General features: G+C 46.9%; 1 protein-coding gene. It reads left to right on the top strand.

The features are described from left to right. Positions 1-240: 240 nt before the first annotated feature. Positions 241-25,098: a cadherin-like domain-containing protein gene (locus OZP07_RS13910; RefSeq protein ID WP_281635568.1), complete on the top strand. Its 24,858-nt coding sequence runs from the start codon at positions 241-243 to the stop codon at positions 25,096-25,098. Positions 25,099-25,112 lie beyond the last annotated feature (14 nt).

The raw sequence follows: 25,112 nt of genomic DNA, 5'->3' as shown, positions 1-25,112 counted from the left end.
TTTAGAAATAAGCACAGTTCTATCTATTAAAGTCAAGTGCTTGAATTACTGAGCTAAACAAAAAATGATGTTGTTCAGAAATGTTTTTGTTTGCCAAAATCTTCGTTTTTGGACAAGGTTTGAGAGAGCAGGTAAATTACAGATTATTTCATTTTGTTTTTTTGCACGCTACAAATGGAATAATTTTTTATGAAAAAAACTCGACTCTTTAATTTTTGGGAAGTCTTTCAAAAACTTAAAATGGTATCATTACTCTTTGTAATTTTCCTTAAGCCTTTTTGGTTAAAAGTACATAGGAATGGACACATAATTTTTAGTGTGAAAATGTTATTGATTAATGAAAAAAGGAGGCTGAATCTAAATCTGTTTTTTTTCTTTTTATTATTTAGCCTGAATGGTTTTTCTCAAACCAATATTTCAGGGATAGTAAATAGCTATTTTTCGGTTACAGCTATCAATCAGCCCGTTTGTGCACCTTGTGATTTAGCATGTGTTAATACTATTACAGTTAGTAGTTCAGCCGGACTTTCGGTTGGAGATAAGGCTTTGATTATTCAGATGAAAGGTGCTACTATCGATGTCACTAATACTAGTGCAGGTGGAAATATATCGGCTATCAACAATACCGGTAATTATGAATTTTTCGAAATTAAAAGTATCGTTGGTAACGTTATAACACCAGTATATCCATTAATTAAAAGTTATACAATTAGTGGTTTGGTTCAGGTAGTACGGGTTCCAAAATACACCGGAGCAGTAAATATTAATGGCACTTTGACTGCAAAAGACTGGATTAATGCAGATAAAACAGGAGGAGTATTAGCTATTCAGGCAGATAAAGTGACTTTTAATGCCAATATAAATGTTGCAGGTAAAGGATACCAAGGAATTCAAATGTTGACAAATGGACCTAATAATGATTGTAGCATTAACCCTAATACCCAATATGTACAAAGTAGTACCTATACCGCATCTTTTACAAAAGGAGACGGGATTGTTTTAGATAATACAGGTAGCAATAGAGGACGATCACCACGAGCGAATGGAGGAGGTTCTGGAGTTTCTGGAGATTCTGGAGGCGGAGGCGGATCTAATTATGGCGCCGGAGGAGAAGGAGGAAAACGCTGGTGCGATGTTAATGGAGCCAATGCCGGCGGTATAGGCGGTGTTAGTTTAACCACTTTTTTTGCTCAGGATAAAGTTTTTCTTGGTGGTGCCGGAGGATCTGGATATGTAACAACAAGTAATCCTTCTTCGGCTGCAGATGGCGGGGGAATTGTTATCATTTTCGCTAATGAAATTATAGGAAATGGTTATTCAATTATAGCTGATGGTTTTGCACCGTTAGCGGTTAATCCTACAGGCGCACCAGATGGTGGTGGTGGTGGTGGTGCCGGAGGAACAGTTGTTTTAAAGACTCCTGTCTTTACAGGTAACCTGACAGTATCGACAAAAGGTGGTGACGGTCAGGATTTGAATACAAATACTTATCATGGTCCCGGTGGCGGTGGCGGTGGCGGTGCTTTGCTTTATTCCTTAGCAAGTCTTCCTGCGAACGTAACATTGATTTCAGCAGGAGGTATTGGAGGACAACATTTGGACGGAGAAAGAAATGGTTCACAAAATGGAGCAATTGGAGGAAGCGTTTCATTGTACATTCCTGTCGAGAATCCTAATTATGAAGGGAATCAGGATAATGACGGTCTTAATGTAGAATGTGATTTAGATGATGACAACGATGGTATTTTAGATACAGTCGAAATAGGAAGTTTGCCTGATCCTTTTGGAGATGCAGATGGAGATAGAAAATTAAATTATGCAGATAAAGATGCTGCAGGTTTTGTTGATACAAATTCTGATGGTATTGATGATAGATATGACCAAGATTTAGACGGGTTAATAAATCAGCTTGATTTAGATTCAGATAATGATGGATGTCCAGATTCTGTAGAAGCATATGGTACTTCAACAGCTGATCCAGATTCAAATGGATATTATGGAACAGGAAACCCTCCTGTAACAAATGCAGCAGATGGCAAAGTAACAGCAGCTTCTTATGCTGCTCCTGTAAATACTAACGGAACTTCTAAGGCGAATTATTTAGTTTCAAATGTTGTTGCAATTACTACTAGTCCAGCAAATATTAGCGTAAATGGAGGAGCTAATGCTACCTTTAGTGCAGTAGTTACAGGAACTCATTTAGTATATACCTGGAAGCAAAGTACTAATAACGGTTCAACTTGGACAACTGTTACTAATGGAGGAACAAATCCAGTTTTTTCGAATGCAGGAACAAATGCTCTGACTTTAACAAATATTCCAAATTCATATCATAATTACAGGTATCGATTGGATGTTACAAGTACTTCAAATGTTTGTGCGCAACCAAATTCAAACACTGCAGTTCTAAGTGTTACCAATAGAAACCCTAATGCGGTAAATGACAGTTATACTGTTGCAGAAGATAATACGATCACTTTGACCCCATTAAATTTAGATACTGATGCTGATGGGGATGCTCTGACAATCACTTCAATTAATGGGACTGCTCTAACTGGTGCAGCACAGACTATTACTGTTTCCAACGGAACAGTTAATATTTCAGCTTTGGGTGTTATTAGCTTTACTCCTACTGCTAATTTTAATTCAGCAACAGCAATCAGTTTTCCTTATATCATCAGTGATGGTTATGGAGGTACATCAACTGCCAACCAGTTGATCACCATTAGCCCGGTAAATGATGCTCCGGCGGCTAACCCTGACAGCTACTCAGCAGCCGAAGGCGGCACGCTTACTGTTCCAGCTTTAACAGGCGTACTGGTAAACGATACCGATGCCGAAGGAGATACGCTGACAGCGATTTTAGTTTCTGCTCCAGCCAATGGAACGTTGACTTTAAACGCTAACGGAACTTTCACCTACGTACATAACGGAAGCGAAACGACAGCAGACAGTTTTACCTATAAAGTAAACGACGGAACAGCAGACGGCAATACCACCACAGCCAGCATCATTATTACCCCAGTAAATGATGCGCCAGTGGCTAACCCTGACAGCTACTCAGCAGCCGAAGGCGGCACACTTACTGTTCCAGCTTTAACAGGCGTACTGGTAAACGATACCGATGCCGAAGGAGATACCTTGACAGCGATTTTAGTTTCTGCTCCAACAAACGGAACGTTGACTTTAAACGCTAACGGAACTTTCACCTACGTACATAACGGAAGCGAAACGACAGCAGACAGTTTTACCTATAAAGTAAATGACGGAACAGCAGACGGCAATACCACCACAGCAAGCATCACCATTACCCCGGTAAATGATGCGCCGGTGGCTAACCCTGACAGCTACTCAGCAGCCGAAGGCGGCACGCTTACTGTTCCTGCAGCCACAAGCGTACTGGTAAACGATACCGATGCCGAAGGAGATACCTTGACAGCGATTTTAGTTTCTGCTCCAACAAACGGAACGTTGACTTTAAACGCTAACGGAACTTTCAGCTACACACATAACGGAAGCGAAACGACAGCAGACAGTTTTACCTATAAAGTAAACGACGGAACAGCAGACGGCAATACCACCACGGCAAGCATCACCATTACCCCGGTAAATGATGCGCCGGTGGCTAACCCTGACAGCTACTCAGCAGCCGAAGGCGGCACACTTACTGTTCCAGCTTTAACAGGCGTACTGGTAAACGATACCGATGCCGAAGGAGATACGCTGACAGCGATTTTAGTTTCTGCTCCAGCCAATGGAACGTTGACTTTAAACGCTAACGGAACTTTCACCTACGTACATAACGGAAGCGAAACGACAGCAGACAGTTTTACCTATAAAGTAAACGACGGAACAGCAGACGGCAATACCACCACGGCAAGCATCATTATTACCCCAGTAAATGATGCGCCAGTGGCTAACCCTGACAGCTACTCAGCAGCCGAAGGCGGCACGCTTACTGTTCCAGCTTTAACAGGCGTACTGGTAAACGATACCGATGCCGAAGGAGATACCCTGACAGCGATTTTAGTTTCAGGACCAGCCAATGGAACGTTGACTTTAAACGCTAACGGAACTTTCACCTACGTACATAACGGAAGCGAAACGACAGCAGACAGTTTTACCTATAAAGTAAACGACGGAACAGCAGACGGCAATACCACCACAGCCAGCATCATTATTACCCCAGTAAATGATGCGCCAGTGGCTAACCCTGACAGCTACTCAGCAGCCGAAGGCGGCACACTTACTGTTCCTGCAGCCACAAGCGTACTGGTAAACGATACCGATGCCGAAGGAAATACCTTGACAGCGATTTTAGTTTCAGGACCAGCCAATGGAACGTTGACTTTAAACGCTAACGGAACTTTCACCTACGTACATAACGGAAGCGAAACGACAGCAGACAGTTTTACCTATAAAGTAAACGACGGAACAGCAGACGGCAATACCACCACGGCCAGCATCACCATTACCCCAGTAAATGATGCGCCGGTGGCTAACCCTGACAGCTACTCAGCAGCCGAAGGCGGCACACTTACTGTTCCGGCAGCCACAAGCGTACTGGTAAACGATACCGATGCCGAAGGAGATACGCTGACAGCGATTTTAGTTTCAGGACCAGCCAATGGAACGTTGACTTTAAACGCTAACGGAACTTTCACCTACGTACATAACGGAAGCGAAACGACAGCAGACAGTTTTACCTATAAAGTAAACGACGGAACAGCAGACGGCAATACCACCACGGCAAGCATCACCATTAGCCCGGTAAATGATGCGCCAGTGGCTAACCCTGACAGCTACTCAGTAGCCGAAGGCGGCACGCTTACTGTTCCAGCTTTAACAGGCGTACTGGTAAACGATACCGATGCCGAAGGAGATACCCTGACAGCGATTTTAGTTTCAGGACCAGCGAACGGAACATTGACTTTAAACGCCAACGGAACTTTCAGCTACACACATAACGGAAGCGAAACGACAGCAGACAGTTTTACTTATAAAGTAAATGACGGAACAGCAGACGGCAATACCACCACGGCCAGCATCACCATTACCCCGGTAAATGATGCGCCGGTGGCTAACCCTGACAGCTACTCAGTAGCCGAAGGCGGCACGCTTACTGTTCCAGCTTTAACAAGCGTACTGGTAAACGATACCGATGCCGAAGGAGATACCTTGACAGCGATTTTAGTTTCAGGACCAGCAAACGGAACATTGACTTTAAACGCTAACGGAACTTTCAGCTACACACATAACGGAAGCGAAACGACAGCAGACAGTTTTACCTATAAAGTAAACGACGGAACAGCAGACGGCAATACCACCACGGCAAGCATCACCATTAGCCCGGTAAATGATGCGCCAGTGGCTAACCCTGACAGCTACTCAGTAGCCGAAGGCGGCACGCTTACTGTTCCAGCTTTAACAAGCGTACTGGTAAACGATACCGATGCCGAAGGAGATACCTTGACAGCGATTTTAGTTTCAGGACCAGCAAACGGAACATTGACTTTAAACGCTAACGGAACTTTCACCTACACGCATAACGCAAGCGAAACGACAGCAGACAGTTTTACCTATAAAGTAAACGACGGAACAGCAGACGGCAATACCACAACAGCAAGCATCACCATTACCCCGGTAAATGATGCGCCGGTGGCTAACCCTGACAGCTACTCAGCAGCCGAAGGCGGCACACTTACTGTTCCAGCTTTAACAGGCGTACTGGTAAACGATACCGATGCCGAAGGAGATACGCTGACAGCGATTTTAGTTTCAGGACCAGCGAACGGAACATTGACTTTAAACGCTAACGGAACTTTCAGCTACACACATAACGGAAGCGAAACGACAGCAGACAGTTTTACCTATAAAGTAAATGACGGAACAGCAGACGGCAATACCACCACGGCAAGCATCACCATTAGCCCGGTAAATGATGCGCCAGTGGCTAACCCTGACAGCTACTCAGCAGCCGAAGGCGGCACACTTACTGTTCCTGCTTTGACAGGCGTACTGGTAAACGATACCGATGCCGAAGGAAATACCCTGACAGCGATTTTAGTTTCAGGACCAGCGAACGGAACATTGACTTTAAACGCTAACGGAACTTTCAGCTACACACATAACGGAAGCGAAACGACAGCAGACAGTTTTACTTATAAAGTAAATGACGGAACAGCAGACGGCAATACCACCACGGCCAGCATCACCATTACCCCGGTAAATGATGCGCCGGTGGCTAACCCTGACAGCTACTCAGCAGCCGAAGGCGGCACGCTTACTGTTCCTGCAGCCACAAGCGTACTGGTAAACGATACCGATGCTGAAGGAAATACGCTGACAGCGATTTTAGTTTCAGGACCAGCGAACGGAACATTGACTTTAAACGCCAACGGAACTTTTACCTACACGCATAACGGAAGCGAAACGACAGCAGACAGTTTTACCTATAAAGTAAACGACGGAACAGCAGACGGCAATACCACAACAGCAAGCATCACCATTAGCCCGGTAAATGATGCGCCGGCTGCTAACCCTGACAGCTACTCAGCAGCCGAAGGCGGCACGCTTACTGTTCCAGCAGCCACAGGTGTACTGGTAAACGATACCGATGCCGAAGGAGATACGCTGACAGCGATTTTAGTTTCAGGACCAGCAAACGGAACATTGACTTTAAACGCCAATGGAACTTTCAGCTACACACATAACGGAAGCGAAACGACAGCAGACAGTTTTACCTATAAAGTAAACGACGGAACAGCAGACGGCAATACCACCACGGCCAGCATCATTATTACCCCAGTAAATGATGCGCCAGTGGCTAACCCTGACAGCTACTCAGCAGCCGAAGGCGGCACACTTACTGTTCCTGCAGCCACAAGCGTACTGGTAAACGATACCGATGCCGAAGGAGATACGCTGACAGCGATTTTAGTTTCAGGACCAGCGAACGGAACATTGACTTTAAACGCTAACGGAACTTTCAGCTACACGCATAACGGAAGCGAAACGACAGCAGACAGTTTTACTTATAAAGTAAATGACGGAACAGCAGACGGCAATACCACCACGGCCAGCATCACCATTAGCCCGGTAAATGATGCGCCAGTGGCTAACCCTGACAGCTACTCAGCAGCCGAAGGCGGCACGCTTACTGTTCCTGCAGCCACAAGCGTACTGGTAAACGATACCGATGCCGAAGGAGATACCTTGACAGCGATTTTAGTTTCTGCTCCAACAAACGGAACGTTGACTTTAAACGCTAACGGAACTTTCAGCTACACACATAACGGAAGCGAAACGACAGCAGACAGTTTTACCTATAAAGTAAACGACGGAACAGCAGACGGCAATACCACCACGGCAAGCATCACCATTACCCCGGTAAATGATGCGCCGGTGGCTAACCCTGACAGCTACTCAGCAGCCGAAGGCGGCACACTTACTGTTCCAGCTTTAACAGGCGTACTGGTAAACGATACCGATGCCGAAGGAGATACGCTGACAGCGATTTTAGTTTCAGGACCAGCCAATGGAACATTGACTTTAAACGCCAATGGAACTTTCAGCTACACACATAACGGAAGCGAAACGACAGCAGACAGTTTTACCTATAAAGTAAACGACGGAACAGCAGACGGCAATACCACCACGGCAAGCATCACCATTAGCCCGGTAAATGATGCGCCAGTGGCTAACCCTGACAGCTACTCAGTAGCCGAAGGCGGCACACTTACTGTTCCTGCTTTGACAGGCGTACTGGTAAACGATACCGATGCCGAAGGAAATACCTTGACAGCGATTTTAGTTTCAGGACCAGCGAACGGAACGTTGACTTTAAACGCTAACGGAACTTTCACCTACGTACATAACGGAAGCGAAACGACAGCAGACAGTTTTACCTATAAAGTAAACGACGGAACAGCAGACGGCAATACCACCACGGCCAGCATCACCATTACCCCGGTAAATGATGCGCCGGTGGCTAACCCTGACAGCTACTCAGCAGCCGAAGGCGGCACGCTTACTGTTCCAGCTTTAACAGGCGTACTGGTAAACGATACCGATGCTGAAGGAAATACGCTGACAGCGATTTTAGTTTCAGGACCAGCCAATGGAACATTGACTTTAAACGCTAACGGAACTTTCAGCTACACGCATAACGGAAGCGAAACGACAGCAGACAGTTTTACCTATAAAGTAAACGACGGAACAGCAGACGGCAATACCACCACGGCCAGCATCACCATTACCCCAGTAAATGATGCGCCGGTGGCTAACCCTGACAGCTACTCAGCAGCCGAAGGCGGCACACTTACTGTTCCGGCAGCCACAAGCGTACTGGTAAACGATACCGATGCTGAAGGAAATACGCTGACAGCGATTTTAGTTTCAGGACCAGCGAACGGAACATTGACTTTAAACGCCAACGGAACTTTTACCTACACGCATAACGGAAGCGAAACGACAGCAGACAGTTTTACCTATAAAGTAAACGACGGAACAGCAGACGGCAATACCACAACAGCAAGCATCACCATTAGCCCGGTAAATGATGCGCCGGCTGCTAACCCTGACAGCTACTCAGCAGCCGAAGGCGGCACGCTTACTGTTCCAGCAGCCACAGGTGTACTGGTAAACGATACCGATGCCGAAGGAGATACGCTGACAGCGATTTTAGTTTCAGGACCAGCAAACGGAACATTGACTTTAAACGCCAATGGAACTTTCAGCTACACACATAACGGAAGCGAAACGACAGCAGACAGTTTTACCTATAAAGTAAACGACGGAACAGCAGACGGCAATACCACCACGGCCAGCATCACCATTAGCCCGGTAAATGATGCGCCAGTGGCTAACCCTGACAGCTACTCAGCAGCCGAAGGCGGCACACTTACTGTTCCTGCAGCCACAAGCGTACTGGTAAACGATACCGATGCCGAAGGAGATACGCTGACAGCGATTTTAGTTTCAGGACCAGCGAACGGAACATTGACTTTAAACGCTAACGGAACTTTCAGCTACACGCATAACGGAAGCGAAACGACAGCAGACAGTTTTACCTATAAAGTAAACGACGGAACAGCAGACGGCAATACCACCACGGCCAGCATCACCATTAGCCCGGTAAATGATGCGCCAGTGGCTAACCCTGACAGCTACTCAGCAGCCGAAGGCGGCACACTTACTGTTCCTGCAGCCACAAGCGTACTGGTAAACGATACCGATGCCGAAGGAGATACGCTGACAGCGATTTTAGTTTCAGGACCAGCAAACGGAACATTGACTTTAAACGCCAATGGAACTTTCAGCTACACGCATAACGGAAGCGAAACGACAGCAGACAGTTTTACCTATAAAGTAAACGACGGAACAGCAGACGGCAATACCACAACAGCAAGCATCACCATTAGCCCGGTAAATGATGCGCCGGCTGCTAACCCTGACAGCTACTCAGCAGCCGAAGGCGGCACGCTTACTGTTCCAGCAGCCACAGGTGTACTGGTAAACGATACTGATGCCGAAGGAGATACGCTGACAGCGATTTTAGTTTCAGGACCAGCAAACGGAACATTGACTTTAAACGCCAATGGAACTTTCAGCTACACGCATAACGGAAGCGAAACGACAGCAGACAGTTTTACCTATAAAGTAAACGACGGAACAGCAGACGGCAATACCACAACAGCAAGCATCACCATTAGCCCGGTAAATGATGCGCCGGCTGCTAACCCTGACAGCTACTCAGCAGCCGAAGGCGGCACGCTTACTGTTCCAGCAGCCACAGGTGTACTGGTAAACGATACTGATGCCGAAGGAGATACGCTGACAGCGATTTTAGTTTCAGGACCAGCGAACGGAACATTGACTTTAAACGCTAACGGAACTTTCAGCTACACGCATAACGGAAGCGAAACGACAGCAGACAGTTTTACCTATAAAGTAAACGACGGAACAGCAGACGGCAATACCACCACGGCCAGCATCACCATTAGCCCGGTAAATGATGCGCCGGCTGCTAACCCTGACAGCTACTCAGCAGCCGAAGGCGGCACGCTTACTGTTCCAGCAGCCACAAGCGTACTGGTAAACGATACTGATGCCGAAGGAGATACGCTGACAGCGATTTTAGTTTCAGGACCAGCGAACGGAACATTGACTTTAAACGCTAACGGAACTTTCAGCTACACACATAACGGAAGCGAAACGACAGCAGACAGTTTTACTTATAAAGTAAATGACGGAACAGCAGACGGCAATACCACCACGGCCAGCATCACCATTACCCCAGTAAATGATGCGCCGGTGGCTAACCCTGACAGCTACTCAGTAGCCGAAGGCGGCACGCTTACTGTTCCTGCTTTGACAGGCGTACTGGTAAACGATACCGATGCCGAAGGAAATACCTTGACAGCGATTTTAGTTTCAGGACCAGCCAATGGAACATTGACTTTAAACGCCAATGGAACTTTCAGCTACACACATAACGGAAGCGAAACGACAGCAGACAGTTTTACCTATAAAGTAAACGACGGAACAGCAGATGGCAATACCACAACAGCCAGCATCACCATTAGCCCGGTAAATGATGCGCCGGCGGCTAACCCTGACAGCTACTCAGCAGCCGAAGGCGGCACGCTTACTGTTCCTGCAGCCACAAGCGTACTGGTAAACGATACCGATGCCGAAGGAGATACCCTGACAGCGATTTTAGTTTCAGGACCAGCCAATGGAACGTTGACTTTAAACGCTAACGGAACTTTCACCTACGTACATAACGGAAGCGAAACGACAGCAGACAGTTTTACCTATAAAGTAAACGACGGAACAGCAGACGGCAATACCACAACAGCCAGCATCACCATTACCCCAGTAAATGATGCGCCGGTGGCTAACCCTGACAGCTACTCAGTAGCCGAAGGCGGCACGCTTACTGTTCCAGCTTTAACAAGCGTACTGGTAAACGATACCGATGCCGAAGGAGATACGCTGACAGCGATTTTAGTTTCAGGACCAGCAAACGGAACATTGACTTTAAACGCCAATGGAACTTTCAGCTACGTACATAACGGAAGCGAAACGACAGCAGACAGTTTTACCTATAAAGTAAACGACGGAACAGCAGACGGCAATACCACCACGGCAAGCATCATTATTACCCCAGTAAATGATGCGCCAGTGGCTAACCCTGACAGCTACTCAGCAGCCGAAGGCGGCACACTTACTGTTCCAGCAGCCACAAGCGTACTGGTAAACGATACCGATGCTGAAGGAAATACGCTGACAGCGATTTTAGTTTCAGGACCAGCGAACGGAACATTGACTTTAAACGCCAACGGAACTTTTACCTACACACATAACGGAAGCGAAACGACAGCAGACAGTTTTACTTATAAAGTAAATGACGGAACATCAGACGGCAATACCACCACGGCCAGCATCACCATTACCCCAGTAAATGATGCGCCAGTGGCTAACCCTGACAGCTACTCAGCAGCCGAAGGCGGCACGCTTACTGTTCCTGCAGCCACAAGCGTACTGGTAAACGATACCGATGCCGAAGGAGATACCTTGACAGCGATTTTAGTTTCTGCTCCAACAAACGGAACGTTGACTTTAAACGCTAACGGAACTTTCAGCTACACACATAACGGAAGCGAAACGACAGCAGACAGTTTTACCTATAAAGTAAACGACGGAACAGCAGACGGCAATACCACCACGGCAAGCATCACCATTAGCCCGGTAAATGATGCGCCGGTGGCTAACCCTGACAGCTACTCAGCAGCCGAAGGCGGCACACTTACTGTTCCAGCAGCCACAAGCGTACTGGTAAACGATACCGATGCTGAAGGAAATACGCTGACAGCGATTTTAGTTTCAGGACCAGCCAATGGAACATTGACTTTAAACGCCAATGGAACTTTCAGCTACACGCATAACGGAAGCGAAACGACAGCAGACAGTTTTACCTATAAAGTAAACGACGGAACAGCAGACGGCAATACCACCACAGCCAGCATCATTATTACCCCAGTAAATGATGCGCCAGTGGCTAACCCTGACAGCTACTCAGCAGCCGAAGGCGGCACACTTACTGTTCCAGCTTTAACAGGCGTACTGGTAAACGATACCGATGCCGAAGGAGATACGCTGACAGCGATTTTAGTTTCTGCTCCAGCCAATGGAACGTTGACTTTAAACGCTAACGGAACTTTCACCTACACACATAACGGAAGCGAAACGACAGCAGACAGTTTTACCTATAAAGTAAACGACGGAACATCAGACGGCAATACCACCACGGCAAGCATCACCATTAGCCCGGTAAATGATGCGCCGGTGGCTAACCCTGACAGCTACTCAGTAGCCGAAGGCGGCACGCTTACTGTTCCAGCTTTAACAGGCGTACTGGTAAACGATACCGATGCTGAAGGAAATACGCTGACAGCGATTTTAGTTTCAGGACCAGCCAATGGAACATTGACTTTAAACGCCAATGGAACTTTCAGCTACACACATAACGGAAGCGAAACGACAGCAGACAGTTTTACCTATAAAGTAAACGACGGAACAGCAGATGGCAATACCACCACGGCAAGCATCACCATTAGCCCGGTAAATGATGCGCCAGTGGCTAACCCTGACAGCTACTCAGCAGCCGAAGGCGGCACGCTTACTGTTCCAGCAGCCACAAGCGTACTGGTAAACGATACTGATGCCGAAGGAGATACGCTGACAGCGATTTTAGTTTCAGGACCAGCCAATGGAACATTGACTTTAAACGCCAACGGAACTTTTACGTATGTTCATAACGCAAGCGAAACGACAGCAGACAGTTTTACCTATAAAGTAAACGACGGAACAGCAGACGGCAATACCACAACAGCAAGCATCACCATTACCCCGGTAAATGATGCGCCGGCTGCTAACCCTGACAGCTACTCAGCAGCCGAAGGCGGCACGCTTACTGTTCCAGCAGCCACAGGTGTACTGGTAAACGATACTGATGCCGAAGGAGATACGCTGACAGCGATTTTAGTTTCAGGACCAGCAAACGGAACATTGACTTTAAACGCCAATGGAACTTTCAGCTACACGCATAACGGAAGCGAAACGACAGCAGACAGTTTTACCTATAAAGTAAACGACGGAACAGCAGACGGCAATACCACAACAGCAAGCATCACCATTAGCCCGGTAAATGATGCGCCGGCTGCTAACCCTGACAGCTACTCAGCAGCCGAAGGCGGCACGCTTACTGTTCCTGCAGCCACAAGCGTACTGGTAAACGATACCGATGCCGAAGGAGATACCTTGACAGCGATTTTAGTTTCAGGACCAGCCAATGGAACGTTGACTTTAAATGCTAACGGAACTTTCAGCTACACGCATAACGGAAGCGAAACGACAGCAGACAGTTTTACCTATAAAGTAAACGACGGAACAGCAGACGGCAATACCACAACAGCAAGCATCACCATTAGCCCGGTAAATGATGCGCCGGCTGCTAACCCTGACAGCTACTCAGCAGCCGAAGGCGGCACGCTTACTGTTCCAGCAGCCACAAGCGTACTGGTAAACGATACCGATGCCGAAGGAGATACGCTGACAGCGATTTTAGTTTCAGGACCAGCCAATGGAACATTGACTTTAAACGCTAACGGAACTTTCAGCTACACGCATAACGGAAGCGAAACGACAGCAGACAGTTTTACCTATAAAGTAAACGACGGAACAGCAGACGGCAATACCACCACGGCCAGCATCACCATTACCCCGGTAAATGATGCGCCGGCTGCTAACCCTGACAGCTACTCAGCAGCCGAAGGCGGCACGCTTACTGTTCCGGCAGCCACAAGCGTACTGGTAAACGATACCGATGCCGAAGGAGATACGCTGACAGCGATTTTAGTTTCTGCTCCAGCCAATGGAACGTTGACTTTAAACGCTAACGGAACTTTCACCTACGTACATAACGGAAGCGAAACGACAGCAGACAGTTTTACCTATAAAGTAAACGACGGAACAGCAGACGGCAATACCACCACGGCCAGCATCACCATTACCCCAGTAAATGATGCGCCGGTGGCTAACCCTGACAGCTACTCAGTAGCCGAAGGCGGCACGCTTACTGTTCCTGCTTTGACAGGCGTACTGGTAAACGATACCGATGCCGAAGGAAATACCTTGACAGCGATTTTAGTTTCAGGACCAGCCAATGGAACATTGACTTTAAACGCCAATGGAACTTTCAGCTACACACATAACGGAAGCGAAACGACAGCAGACAGTTTTACCTATAAAGTAAACGACGGAACAGCAGATGGCAATACCACAACAGCCAGCATCACCATTAGCCCGGTAAATGATGCGCCGGCGGCTAACCCTGACAGCTACTCAGCAGCCGAAGGCGGCACGCTTACTGTTCCTGCAGCCACAAGCGTACTGGTAAACGATACCGATGCCGAAGGAGATACCCTGACAGCGATTTTAGTTTCAGGACCAGCCAATGGAACGTTGACTTTAAACGCTAACGGAACTTTCACCTACGTACATAACGGAAGCGAAACGACAGCAGACAGTTTTACCTATAAAGTAAACGACGGAACAGCAGACGGCAATACCACAACAGCCAGCATCACCATTACCCCAGTAAATGATGCGCCGGTGGCTAACCCTGACAGCTACTCAGTAGCCGAAGGCGGCACGCTTACTGTTCCAGCTTTAACAGGCGTACTGGTAAACGATACCGATGCCGAAGGAGATACGCTGACAGCGATTTTAGTTTCAGGACCAGCAAACGGAACATTGACTTTAAACGCCAATGGAACTTTCAGCTACGTACATAACGGAAGCGAAACGACAGCAGACAGTTTTACCTATAAAGTAAACGACGGAACAGCAGACGGCAATACCACCACGGCAAGCATCATTATTACCCCAGTAAATGATGCGCCAGTGGCTAACCCTGACAGCTACTCAGCAGCCGAAGGCGGCACACTTACTGTTCCAGCAGCCACAAGCGTACTGGTAAACGATACCGATGCTGAAGGAAATACGCTGACAGCGATTTTAGTTTCAGGACCAGCGAACGGAACATTGACTTTAAACGCCAACGGAACTTTCACCTACGTACATAACGGAAGCGAAACGACAGCAGACAGTTTTACCTATAAAGTAAACGACGGAACAGCAGACGGCAATACCACAACAGCCAGCATCACCATTACCCCAGTAAATGATGCGCCGGTGGCTAACCCTGACAGCTACTCAGTAGCCGAAGGCGGCACGCTTACTGTTCCTGCAGCCACAAGCGTACTGGTAAACGATACCGATGCCGAAGGAGATACCTTGACAGCGATTTTAGTTTCTGCTCCAACAAACGGAACGTTGACTTTAAACGCTAACGGAACTTTCAGCTACACACATAACGGAAGCGAAACGACAGCAGACAGTTTTACCTATAAAGTAAACGACGGAACAGCAGACGGCAATACCACCACGGCAAGCATCACCATTAGCCCGGTAAATGATGCGCCGGTGGCTAACCCTGACAGCTACTCAGCAGCCGAAGGCGGCACACTTACTGTTCCAGCAGCCACAAGCGTACTGGTAAACGATACCGATGCTGAAGGAAATACGCTGACAGCGATTTTAGTTTCAGGACCAGCCAATGGAACATTGACTTTAAACGCCAATGGAACTTTCAGCTACACGCATAACGGAAGCGAAACGACAGCAGACAGTTTTACCTATAAAGTAAACGACGGAACAGCAGACGGCAATACCACCACAGCAAGCATCACCATTAGCCCGGTAAATGATGCGCCAGTGGCTAACCCTGACAGCTACTCAGCAGCCGAAGGCGGCACACTTACTGTTCCAGCTTTAACAGGCGTACTGGTAAACGATACCGATGCCGAAGGAGATACGCTGACAGCGATTTTAGTTTCTGCTCCAGCCAATGGAACATTGACTTTAAACGCCAACGGAACTTTCACCTACACACATAACGGAAGCGAAACGACAGCAGACAGTTTTACCTATAAAGTAAACGACGGAACATCAGACGGCAATACCACCACGGCAAGCATCACCATTACCCCGGTAAATGATGCGCCGGTGGCTAACCCTGACAGCTACTCAGTAGCCGAAGGCGGCACGCTTACTGTTCCTGCTTTGACAGGCGTACTGGTAAACGATACCGATGCTGAAGGAAATACGCTGACAGCGATTTTAGTTTCAGGACCAGCCAATGGAACATTGACTTTAAACGCCAATGGAACTTTCAGCTACACACATAACGGAAGCGAAACGACAGCAGACAGTTTTACCTATAAAGTAAACGACGGAACAGCAGATGGCAATACCACCACGGCAAGCATCACCATTAGCCCGGTAAATGATGCGCCAGTGGCTAACCCTGACAGCTACTCAGTAGCCGAAGGCGGCACGCTTACTGTTCCAGCAGCCACAAGCGTACTGGTAAACGATACTGATGCCGAAGGAGATACGCTGACAGCGATTTTAGTTTCAGGACCAGCCAATGGAACATTGACTTTAAACGCCAACGGAACTTTTACGTATGTTCATAACGCAAGCGAAACGACAGCAGACAGTTTTACCTATAAAGTAAACGACGGAACAGCAGACGGCAATACCACAACAGCAAGCATCACCATTACCCCGGTAAATGATGCGCCGGCTGCTAACCCTGACAGCTACTCAGCAGCCGAAGGCGGCACGCTTACTGTTCCAGCAGCCACAGGTGTACTGGTAAACGATACTGATGCCGAAGGAGATACGCTGACAGCGATTTTAGTTTCTGCTCCAGCCAATGGAACGTTGACTTTAAACGCCAACGGAACTTTCAGCTACACGCATAACGGAAGCGAAACGACAGCAGACAGTTTTACCTATAAAGTAAATGACGGAACAGCAGACGGCAATACCACCACGGCCAGCATCACCATTACCCCGGTAAATGATGGGCCGGCGGCTAACCCTGACAGCTACTCAGTAGCCGAAGGCGGCACGCTTACTGTTCCTGCAGCCACAAGCGTACTGGTAAACGATACCGATGCCGAAGGAGATACCTTGACAGCGATTTTAGTTTCAGGACCAGCAAACGGAACATTGACTTTAAACGCCAATGGAACTTTCAGCTACACGCATAACGGAAGCGAAACGACAGCAGACAGTTTTACCTATAAAGTAAACGACGGAACAGCAGACGGCAATACCACAACAGCAAGCATCACCATTAGCCCGGTAAATGATGCGCCGGCTGCTAACCCTGACAGCTACTCAGCAGCCGAAGGCGGCACACTTACTGTTCCAGCAGCCACAAGCGTACTGGTAAACGATACCGATGCCGAAGGAGATACGCTGACAGCGATTTTAGTTTCAGGACCAGCCAATGGAACATTGACTTTAAACGCTAACGGAACTTTCAGCTACACGCATAACGGAAGCGAAACGACAGCAGACAGTTTTACCTATAAAGTAAACGACGGAACAGCAGACGGCAATACCACAACAGCAAGCATCACCATTACCCCGGTAAATGATGCGCCGGTGGCTAACCCTGACAGCTACTCAGCAGCCGAAGGCGGCACACTTACTGTTCCGGCAGCCACAAGCGTACTGGTAAACGATACCGATGCCGAAGGAGATACGCTGACAGCGATTTTAGTTTCTGCTCCAGCCAATGGAACGTTGACTTTAAACGCTAACGGAACTTTCAGCTACACACATAACGGAAGCGAAACGACAGCAGACAGTTTTACTTATAAAGTAAATGACGGAACAGCAGACGGCAATACCACCACGGCCAGCATCACCATTACCCCAGTAAATGATGCGCCGGTGGCTAACCCTGACAGCTACTCAGTAGCCGAAGGCGGCACGCTTACTGTTCCTGCTTTGACAGGCGTACTGGTAAACGATACCGATGCCGAAGGAAATACCTTGACAGCGATTTTAGTTTCAGGACCAGCCAATGGAACATTGACTTTAAACGCCAATGGAACTTTCAGCTACACACATAACGGAAGCGAAACGACAGCAGACAGTTTTACCTATAAAGTAAACGACGGAACAGCAGATGGCAATACCACAACAGCCAGCATCACCATTAGCCCGGTAAATGATGCGCCGGCGGCTAACCCTGACAGCTACTCAGCAGCCGAAGGCGGCACGCTTACTGTTCCTGCAGCCACAAGCGTACTGGTAAACGATACCGATGCCGAAGGAGATACCCTGACAGCGATTTTAGTTTCAGGACCAGCCAATGGAACGTTGACTTTAAACGCTAACGGAACTTTCACCTACGTACATAACGGAAGCGAAACGACAGCAGACAGTTTTACCTATAAAGTAAACGACGGAACAGCAGACGGCAATACCACAACAGCCAGCATCACCATTACCCCAGTAAATGATGCGCCGGTGGCTAACCCTGACAGCTACTCAGCAGCCGAAGGCGGCACGCTTACTGTTCCAGCTTTAACAGGCGTACTGGTAAACGATACCGATGCCGAAGGAGATACGCTGACAGCGATTTTAGTTTCAGGACCAGCAAACGGAACATTGACTTTAAACGCCAATGGAACTTTCAGCTACGTACATAACGGAAGCGAAACGACAGCAGACAGTTTTACCTATAAAGTAAACGACGGAACAGCAGACGGCAATACCACCACGGCAAGCATCATTATTACCCCAGTAAATGATGCGCCAGTGGCTAACCCTGACAGCTACTCAGCAGCCGAAGGCGGCACACTTACTGTTCCAGCAGCCACAAGCGTACTGGTAAACGATACCGATGCTGAAGGAAATACGCTGACAGCGATTTTAGTTTCAGGACCAGCGAACGGAACATTGACTTTAAACGCCAACGGAACTTTTACCTACACACATAACGGAAGCGAAACGACAGCAGACAGTTTTACTTATAAAGTAAATGACGGAACATCAGACGGCAATACCACCACGGCCAGCATCACCATTACCCCAGTAAATGATGCGCCGGTGGCTAACCCTGACAGCTACTCAGTAGCCGAAGGCGGCACGCTTACTGTTCCAGCTTTAACAGGCGTACTGGTAAACGATACCGATGCCGAAGGAGATACGCTGACAGCGATTTTAGTTTCAGGACCAGCAAACGGAACATTGACTTTAAACGCCAATGGAACTTTCAGCTACGTACATAACGGAAGCGAAACGACAGCAGACAGTTTTACCTATAAAGTAAACGACGGAACAGCAGACGGCAATACCACCACGGCAAGCATCATTATTACCCCAGTAAATGATGCGCCAGTGGCTAACCCTGACAGCTACTCAGCAGCCGAAGGCGGCACACTTACTGTTCCAGCAGCCACAAGCGTACTGGTAAACGATACCGATGCTGAAGGAAATACGCTGACAGCGATTTTAGTTTCAGGACCAGCGAACGGAACATTGACTTTAAACGCCAACGGAACTTTTACCTACACGCATAACGGAAGCGAAACGACAGCAGACAGTTTTACCTATAAAGTAAACGACGGAACAGCAGACGGCAATACCACAACAGCAAGCATCACCATTAGCCCGGTAAATGATGCGCCAGTGGCTAACCCTGACAGCTACTCAGCAGCCGAAGGCGGCACACTTACTGTTCCAGCTTTAACAGGCGTACTGGTAAACGATACCGATGCCGAAGGAGATACGCTGACAGCGATTTTAGTTTCTGCTCCAGCCAATGGAACATTGACTTTAAACGCCAACGGAACTTTCAGCTACACACATAACGGAAGCGAAACGACAGCAGACAGTTTTACCTATAAAGTAAACGACGGAACAGCAGACGGCAATACCACCACGGCAAGCATCACCATTACCCCGGTAAATGATGCGCCGGTGGCTAACCCTGACAGCTACTCAGTAGCCGAAGGCGGCACGCTTACTGTTCCTGCTTTGACAGGCGTACTGGTAAACGATACCGATGCCGAAGGAAATACCTTGACAGCGATTTTAGTTTCAGGACCAGCCAATGGAACATTGACTTTAAACGCCAACGGAACTTTTACGTATGTTCATAACGCAAGCGAAACGACAGCAGACAGTTTTACCTATAAAGTAAACGACGGAACAGCAGACGGCAATACCACAACAGCAAGCATCACCATTAGCCCGGTAAATGATGCGCCGGTGGCTAACCCTGACAGCTACTCAGTAGCCGAAGGCGGCACACTTACTGTTCCGGCAGCCACAAGCGTACTGGTAAACGATACCGATGCCGAAGGAGATACGCTGACAGCGATTTTAGTTTCTGCTCCAGCCAATGGAACGTTGACTTTAAACGCCAACGGAACTTTCAGCTACACACATAACGGAAGCGAAACGACAGCAGACAGTTTTACCTATAAAGTAAACGACGGAACAGCAGACGGCAATACCACAACAGCAAGCATCACCATTAGCCCGGTAAATGATGCGCCAGTGGCTAACCCTGACAGCTACTCAGTAGCCGAAGGCGGCACACTTACTGTTCCGGCAGCCACAAGCGTACTGGTAAACGATACCGATGCCGAAGGAGATACGCTGACAGCGATTTTAGTTTCTGCTCCAGCCAATGGAACGTTGACTTTAAACGCCAACGGAACTTTCAGCTACACACATAACGGAAGCGAAACGACAGCAGACAGTTTTACCTATAAAGTAAACGACGGAACAGCAGACGGCAATACCACAACAGCAAGCATCACCATTAGCCCGGTAAATGATGCGCCAGTGGCTAACCCTGACAGCTACTCAGTAGCCGAAGGCGGCACACTTACTGTTCCAGCTTTAACAGGCGTACTGGTAAACGATACCGATGCCGAAGGAGATACGCTGACAGCGATTTTAGTTTCAGGACCAGCCAATGGAACATTGACTTTAAACGCCAACGGAACTTTCAGCTACACACATAACGGAAGCGAAACGACAGCAGACAGTTTTACCTATAAAGTAAACGACGGAACATCAGACGGCAATACCACCACGGCAAGCATCACCATTACCCCGGTAAATGATGCGCCGGTGGCTAACCCTGACAGCTACTCAGTAGCCGAAGGCGGCACGCTTACTGTTCCTGCTTTGACAGGCGTACTGGTAAACGATACCGATGCCGAAGGAAATACCTTGACAGCGATTTTAGTTTCAGGACCAGCCAATGGAACATTGACTTTAAACGCCAACGGAACTTTTACGTATGTTCATAACGCAAGCGAAACGACAGCAGACAGTTTTACCTATAAAGTAAACGACGGAACAGCAGACGGCAATACCACCACGGCCAGCATCACCATTACCCCAGTAAATGATGCGCCGGCGGCTAACCCTGACAGCTACTCAGTAGCCGAAGGCGGCACACTTACTGTTCCGGCAGCCACAGGCGTACTGGTAAACGATACCGATGCCGAAGGAGATACGCTGACAGCGATTTTAGTTTCTGCTCCAGCCAATGGAACGTTGACTTTAAACGCTAACGGAACTTTCACCTACGTACATAACGGAAGCGAAACGACAGCAGACAGTTTTACCTATAAAGTAAACGACGGAACAGCAGACGGCAATACCACCACAGCAAGCATCACCATTACCCCGGTAAATGATGCGCCGGTGGCTAACCCTGACAGCTACTCAGTAGCCGAAGGCGGCACGCTTACTGTTCCTGCTTTGACAGGCGTACTGGTAAACGATACCGATGCCGAAGGAAATACCTTGACAGCGATTTTAGTTTCAGGACCAGCCAATGGAACGTTGACTTTAAACGCCAACGGAACTTTCAGCTACACACATAACGGAAGCGAAACGACAGCAGACAGTTTTACCTATAAAGTAAACGACGGAACAGCAGACGGCAATACCACAACAGCAAGCATCACCATTAGCCCGGTAAATGATGCGCCAGTGGCTAACCCTGACAGCTACTCAGTAGCCGAAGGCGGCACACTTACTGTTCCAGCTTTAACAGGCGTACTGGTAAACGATACCGATGCCGAAGGAGATACGCTGACAGCGATTTTAGTTTCAGGACCAGCAAACGGAACATTGACTTTAAACGCCAACGGAACTTTCAGCTACACGCATAACGGAAGCGAAACGACAGCAGACAGTTTTACCTATAAAGTAAACGACGGAACAGCAGACGGCAATACCACAACAGCAAGCATCACCATTAGCCCGGTAAATGATGCGCCAGTGGCTAACCCTGACAGCTACTCAGCAGCCGAAGGCGGCACGCTTACTGTTCCAGCAGCCACAGGTGTACTGGTAAACGATACTGATGCCGAAGGAGATACGCTGACAGCGATTTTAGTTTCAGGACCAGCCAATGGAACATTGACTTTAAACGCTAACGGAACTTTCAGCTACACGCATAACGGAAGCGAAACGACAGCAGACAGTTTTACTTATAAAGTAAACGACGGAACAGCAGACGGCAATACCACCACGGCCAGCATCACCATTAGCCCGGTAAATGATGCGCCAGTGGCTAACCCTGACAGCTACTCAGCAGCCGAAGGCGGCACGCTTACTGTTCCAGCAGCCACAGGTGTACTGGTAAACGATACTGATGCCGAAGGAGATACGCTGACAGCGATTTTAGTTTCAGGACCAGCCAATGGAACGTTGACTTTAAATGCTAACGGAACTTTTACCTACACACATAATGGAAGCGAAACGACAGCAGACAGTTTTACCTATAAAGTAAATGACGGAACAGCAGACGGCAATACCACAACAGCCAGCATCACCATTACCCCGGTAAATGATGCGCCGGTTGCCAACAACGATACAAATAGAAGTATTCCATCAATTGCTAATGCGACATCAATTAACCCGCTTTCTGCAACAGATGTTGATGGAACAATCACTAGCTATACTATTGTAACGCTTCCATCAAACGGAATTCTGGCTTTAAACGGAACATCAATACTAGTTGGGCAAGTATTAACAACATCAGAAAGTGCACGCCTTACTTATGATCCAAGCGGATTATTTACAGGAAATGATGCGTTTACTTTTACTGCAACGGATAATTCTGGAGCAAATTCTGCACCAGCTATAATTACAATTCCTGTTGGAAATAATCTGCCAATAGCAAATGATCATACTAATAATGGGATTCCTTCAAGTGCGGGTGCAACAGCAATTAATGCTTTAACAGCAACAGATACAGATGGAACGATAGTAAATTATATTGTATTGACATTACCATCTAATGGAGTGTTAGCATTAAACGGAGTTCCATTAACAGCTAATCAAATAGTAACACCTGCAGAAGCATTGTTGTTGACTTATGATCCAAGCGGAGTATTTTCAGGAGATGATTCGTTCAGTTTTACAGTAACGGATAATAATGGAGCTGTAGATGCGACACCAGCAACTGTAAAAATTCCAGTTATAAAAAGAAATCTTGTTGTAACAAAAGATGAAATCGGTCCAGTTGTAGGTATCAATAAGGTTGTCCAGGTAGTAAATGTTTTAAACAATGATACTTTAGATAATAGTCCATTATTGATTACTAATGTTAATATAAATGTATTAACTCCAGATCCAGATAATAAATTAACGCTAAGATCAGATGGCATAGTTGAATTAGCTCCAAATACTCCTGCAGGAACTTACACTTTAACTTATGAAGTCTGTGAAAAAGCGAATTCAGGAAATTGTAAATCAGCTTTGGTAGTAGTTAAAGTTACAGCTCCAACAATGACTATAAACGCAGAGAGTTATTGTGCAAAAAATGCTCCGTATGTTTCATATAATGTAACTGCTGATAATTTTACACCAACAGAATTGCTGACAATAAACTGGATAGACAGCGCTAATAATATTGTAGCCACACAAACTAATATGCCCTTAAGCGGTAATGTATTGTGGCCTGGTGCTGTAGTGGACACGAACAATAATCCGATTGACTGGCCAGGATGGATTTTAGTAAACGGGCAATGGTTAGAAGGTACTGACGGATTTGAGTTGACAAGACCAGGGGTAACGATGCAGTTCACCTTAAATCCTACGCAATCAGTAACAGTAAATTATCCATCAGCAACATCGGGTTGTAATGCAAAACCTCAATTCGGAATAGAAGCCAGAAATGATGATGATATTGCAAGAGCAGACGGAATAAACGGTTCATTAAAGATTATTAATGTTTTAGACAATGATAATTTAAATGGTGTTCCAGTTAATCCTGCGAATGTTATTTTAAAAGGTGAAAATTTCCCATCAGGAATTACCTTAAATGCTGATGGAACTATTGACGTGGCTCCCGGTACAGCGAGCGGAAGCCATACTTTGACTTATCAAATTTGTGAAAAAATCAACGGCAACAATTGCAGTAGTGCAACAGTTAAGATTTTTGTTGAAGTACCGGCAATCGCACTTGTCATGAAAGTAACATCAAGTGACAATAATAACAATGGTAATAATGAAGCAGGAGAAACTCTGACGTATACTTTTACGGTAACTAACACAGGTAATGTCCCTCTTCAAAACATTCAGATTTCTGATCTTTTACCAGGAGTTATAATTACCGGAGGACCAATAAGTTTGGCGGTTGGAGAAAGTAATGACATTTCATTCACTGGAACTTATACCTTGACACAGACAGATATCAATTCAGGAGAGGTAAGTAACCAGGCAACTGTTTCAGGGATTACTCTAAGCGGAATCAGTGTTTCTGATAAATCTGATGTTGAGAATACCCAAGACGGTAATCCAACTGTTATAGAACTAAATGGCTGTAACATCAAAGTTTTCAATGCCATTTCTTTGAATGGAGATGAGAAAAATGAGAGATTTTACATTCGAGGTATCGAGTGTTATCCGGATAATACCGTTCAGATTTATAATCGTTGGGGAGTTTTAGTTTTCGAAAGAGATCATTACAATAATACTGATGTAGTATTTAAAGGTTTTTCAGAAGGAAGAACAACCGTAAAAGAATCAAACGGATTACCAGAAGGAACATATTATTACATACTGAGATATACTAAGCAATCGAAGCCTCAACAGGAATCAGGATACTTATATCTTACTAGATAATATTTCATACTAAT

The sequence above is a fragment of the Flavobacterium marginilacus genome (assembly GCF_026870155.1).
Classification (GTDB): domain Bacteria; phylum Bacteroidota; class Bacteroidia; order Flavobacteriales; family Flavobacteriaceae; genus Flavobacterium; species Flavobacterium marginilacus.
Note: the sequence above shows the minus strand (reverse complement) of the source record. Positions and strands in the feature narration are given on the sequence as shown.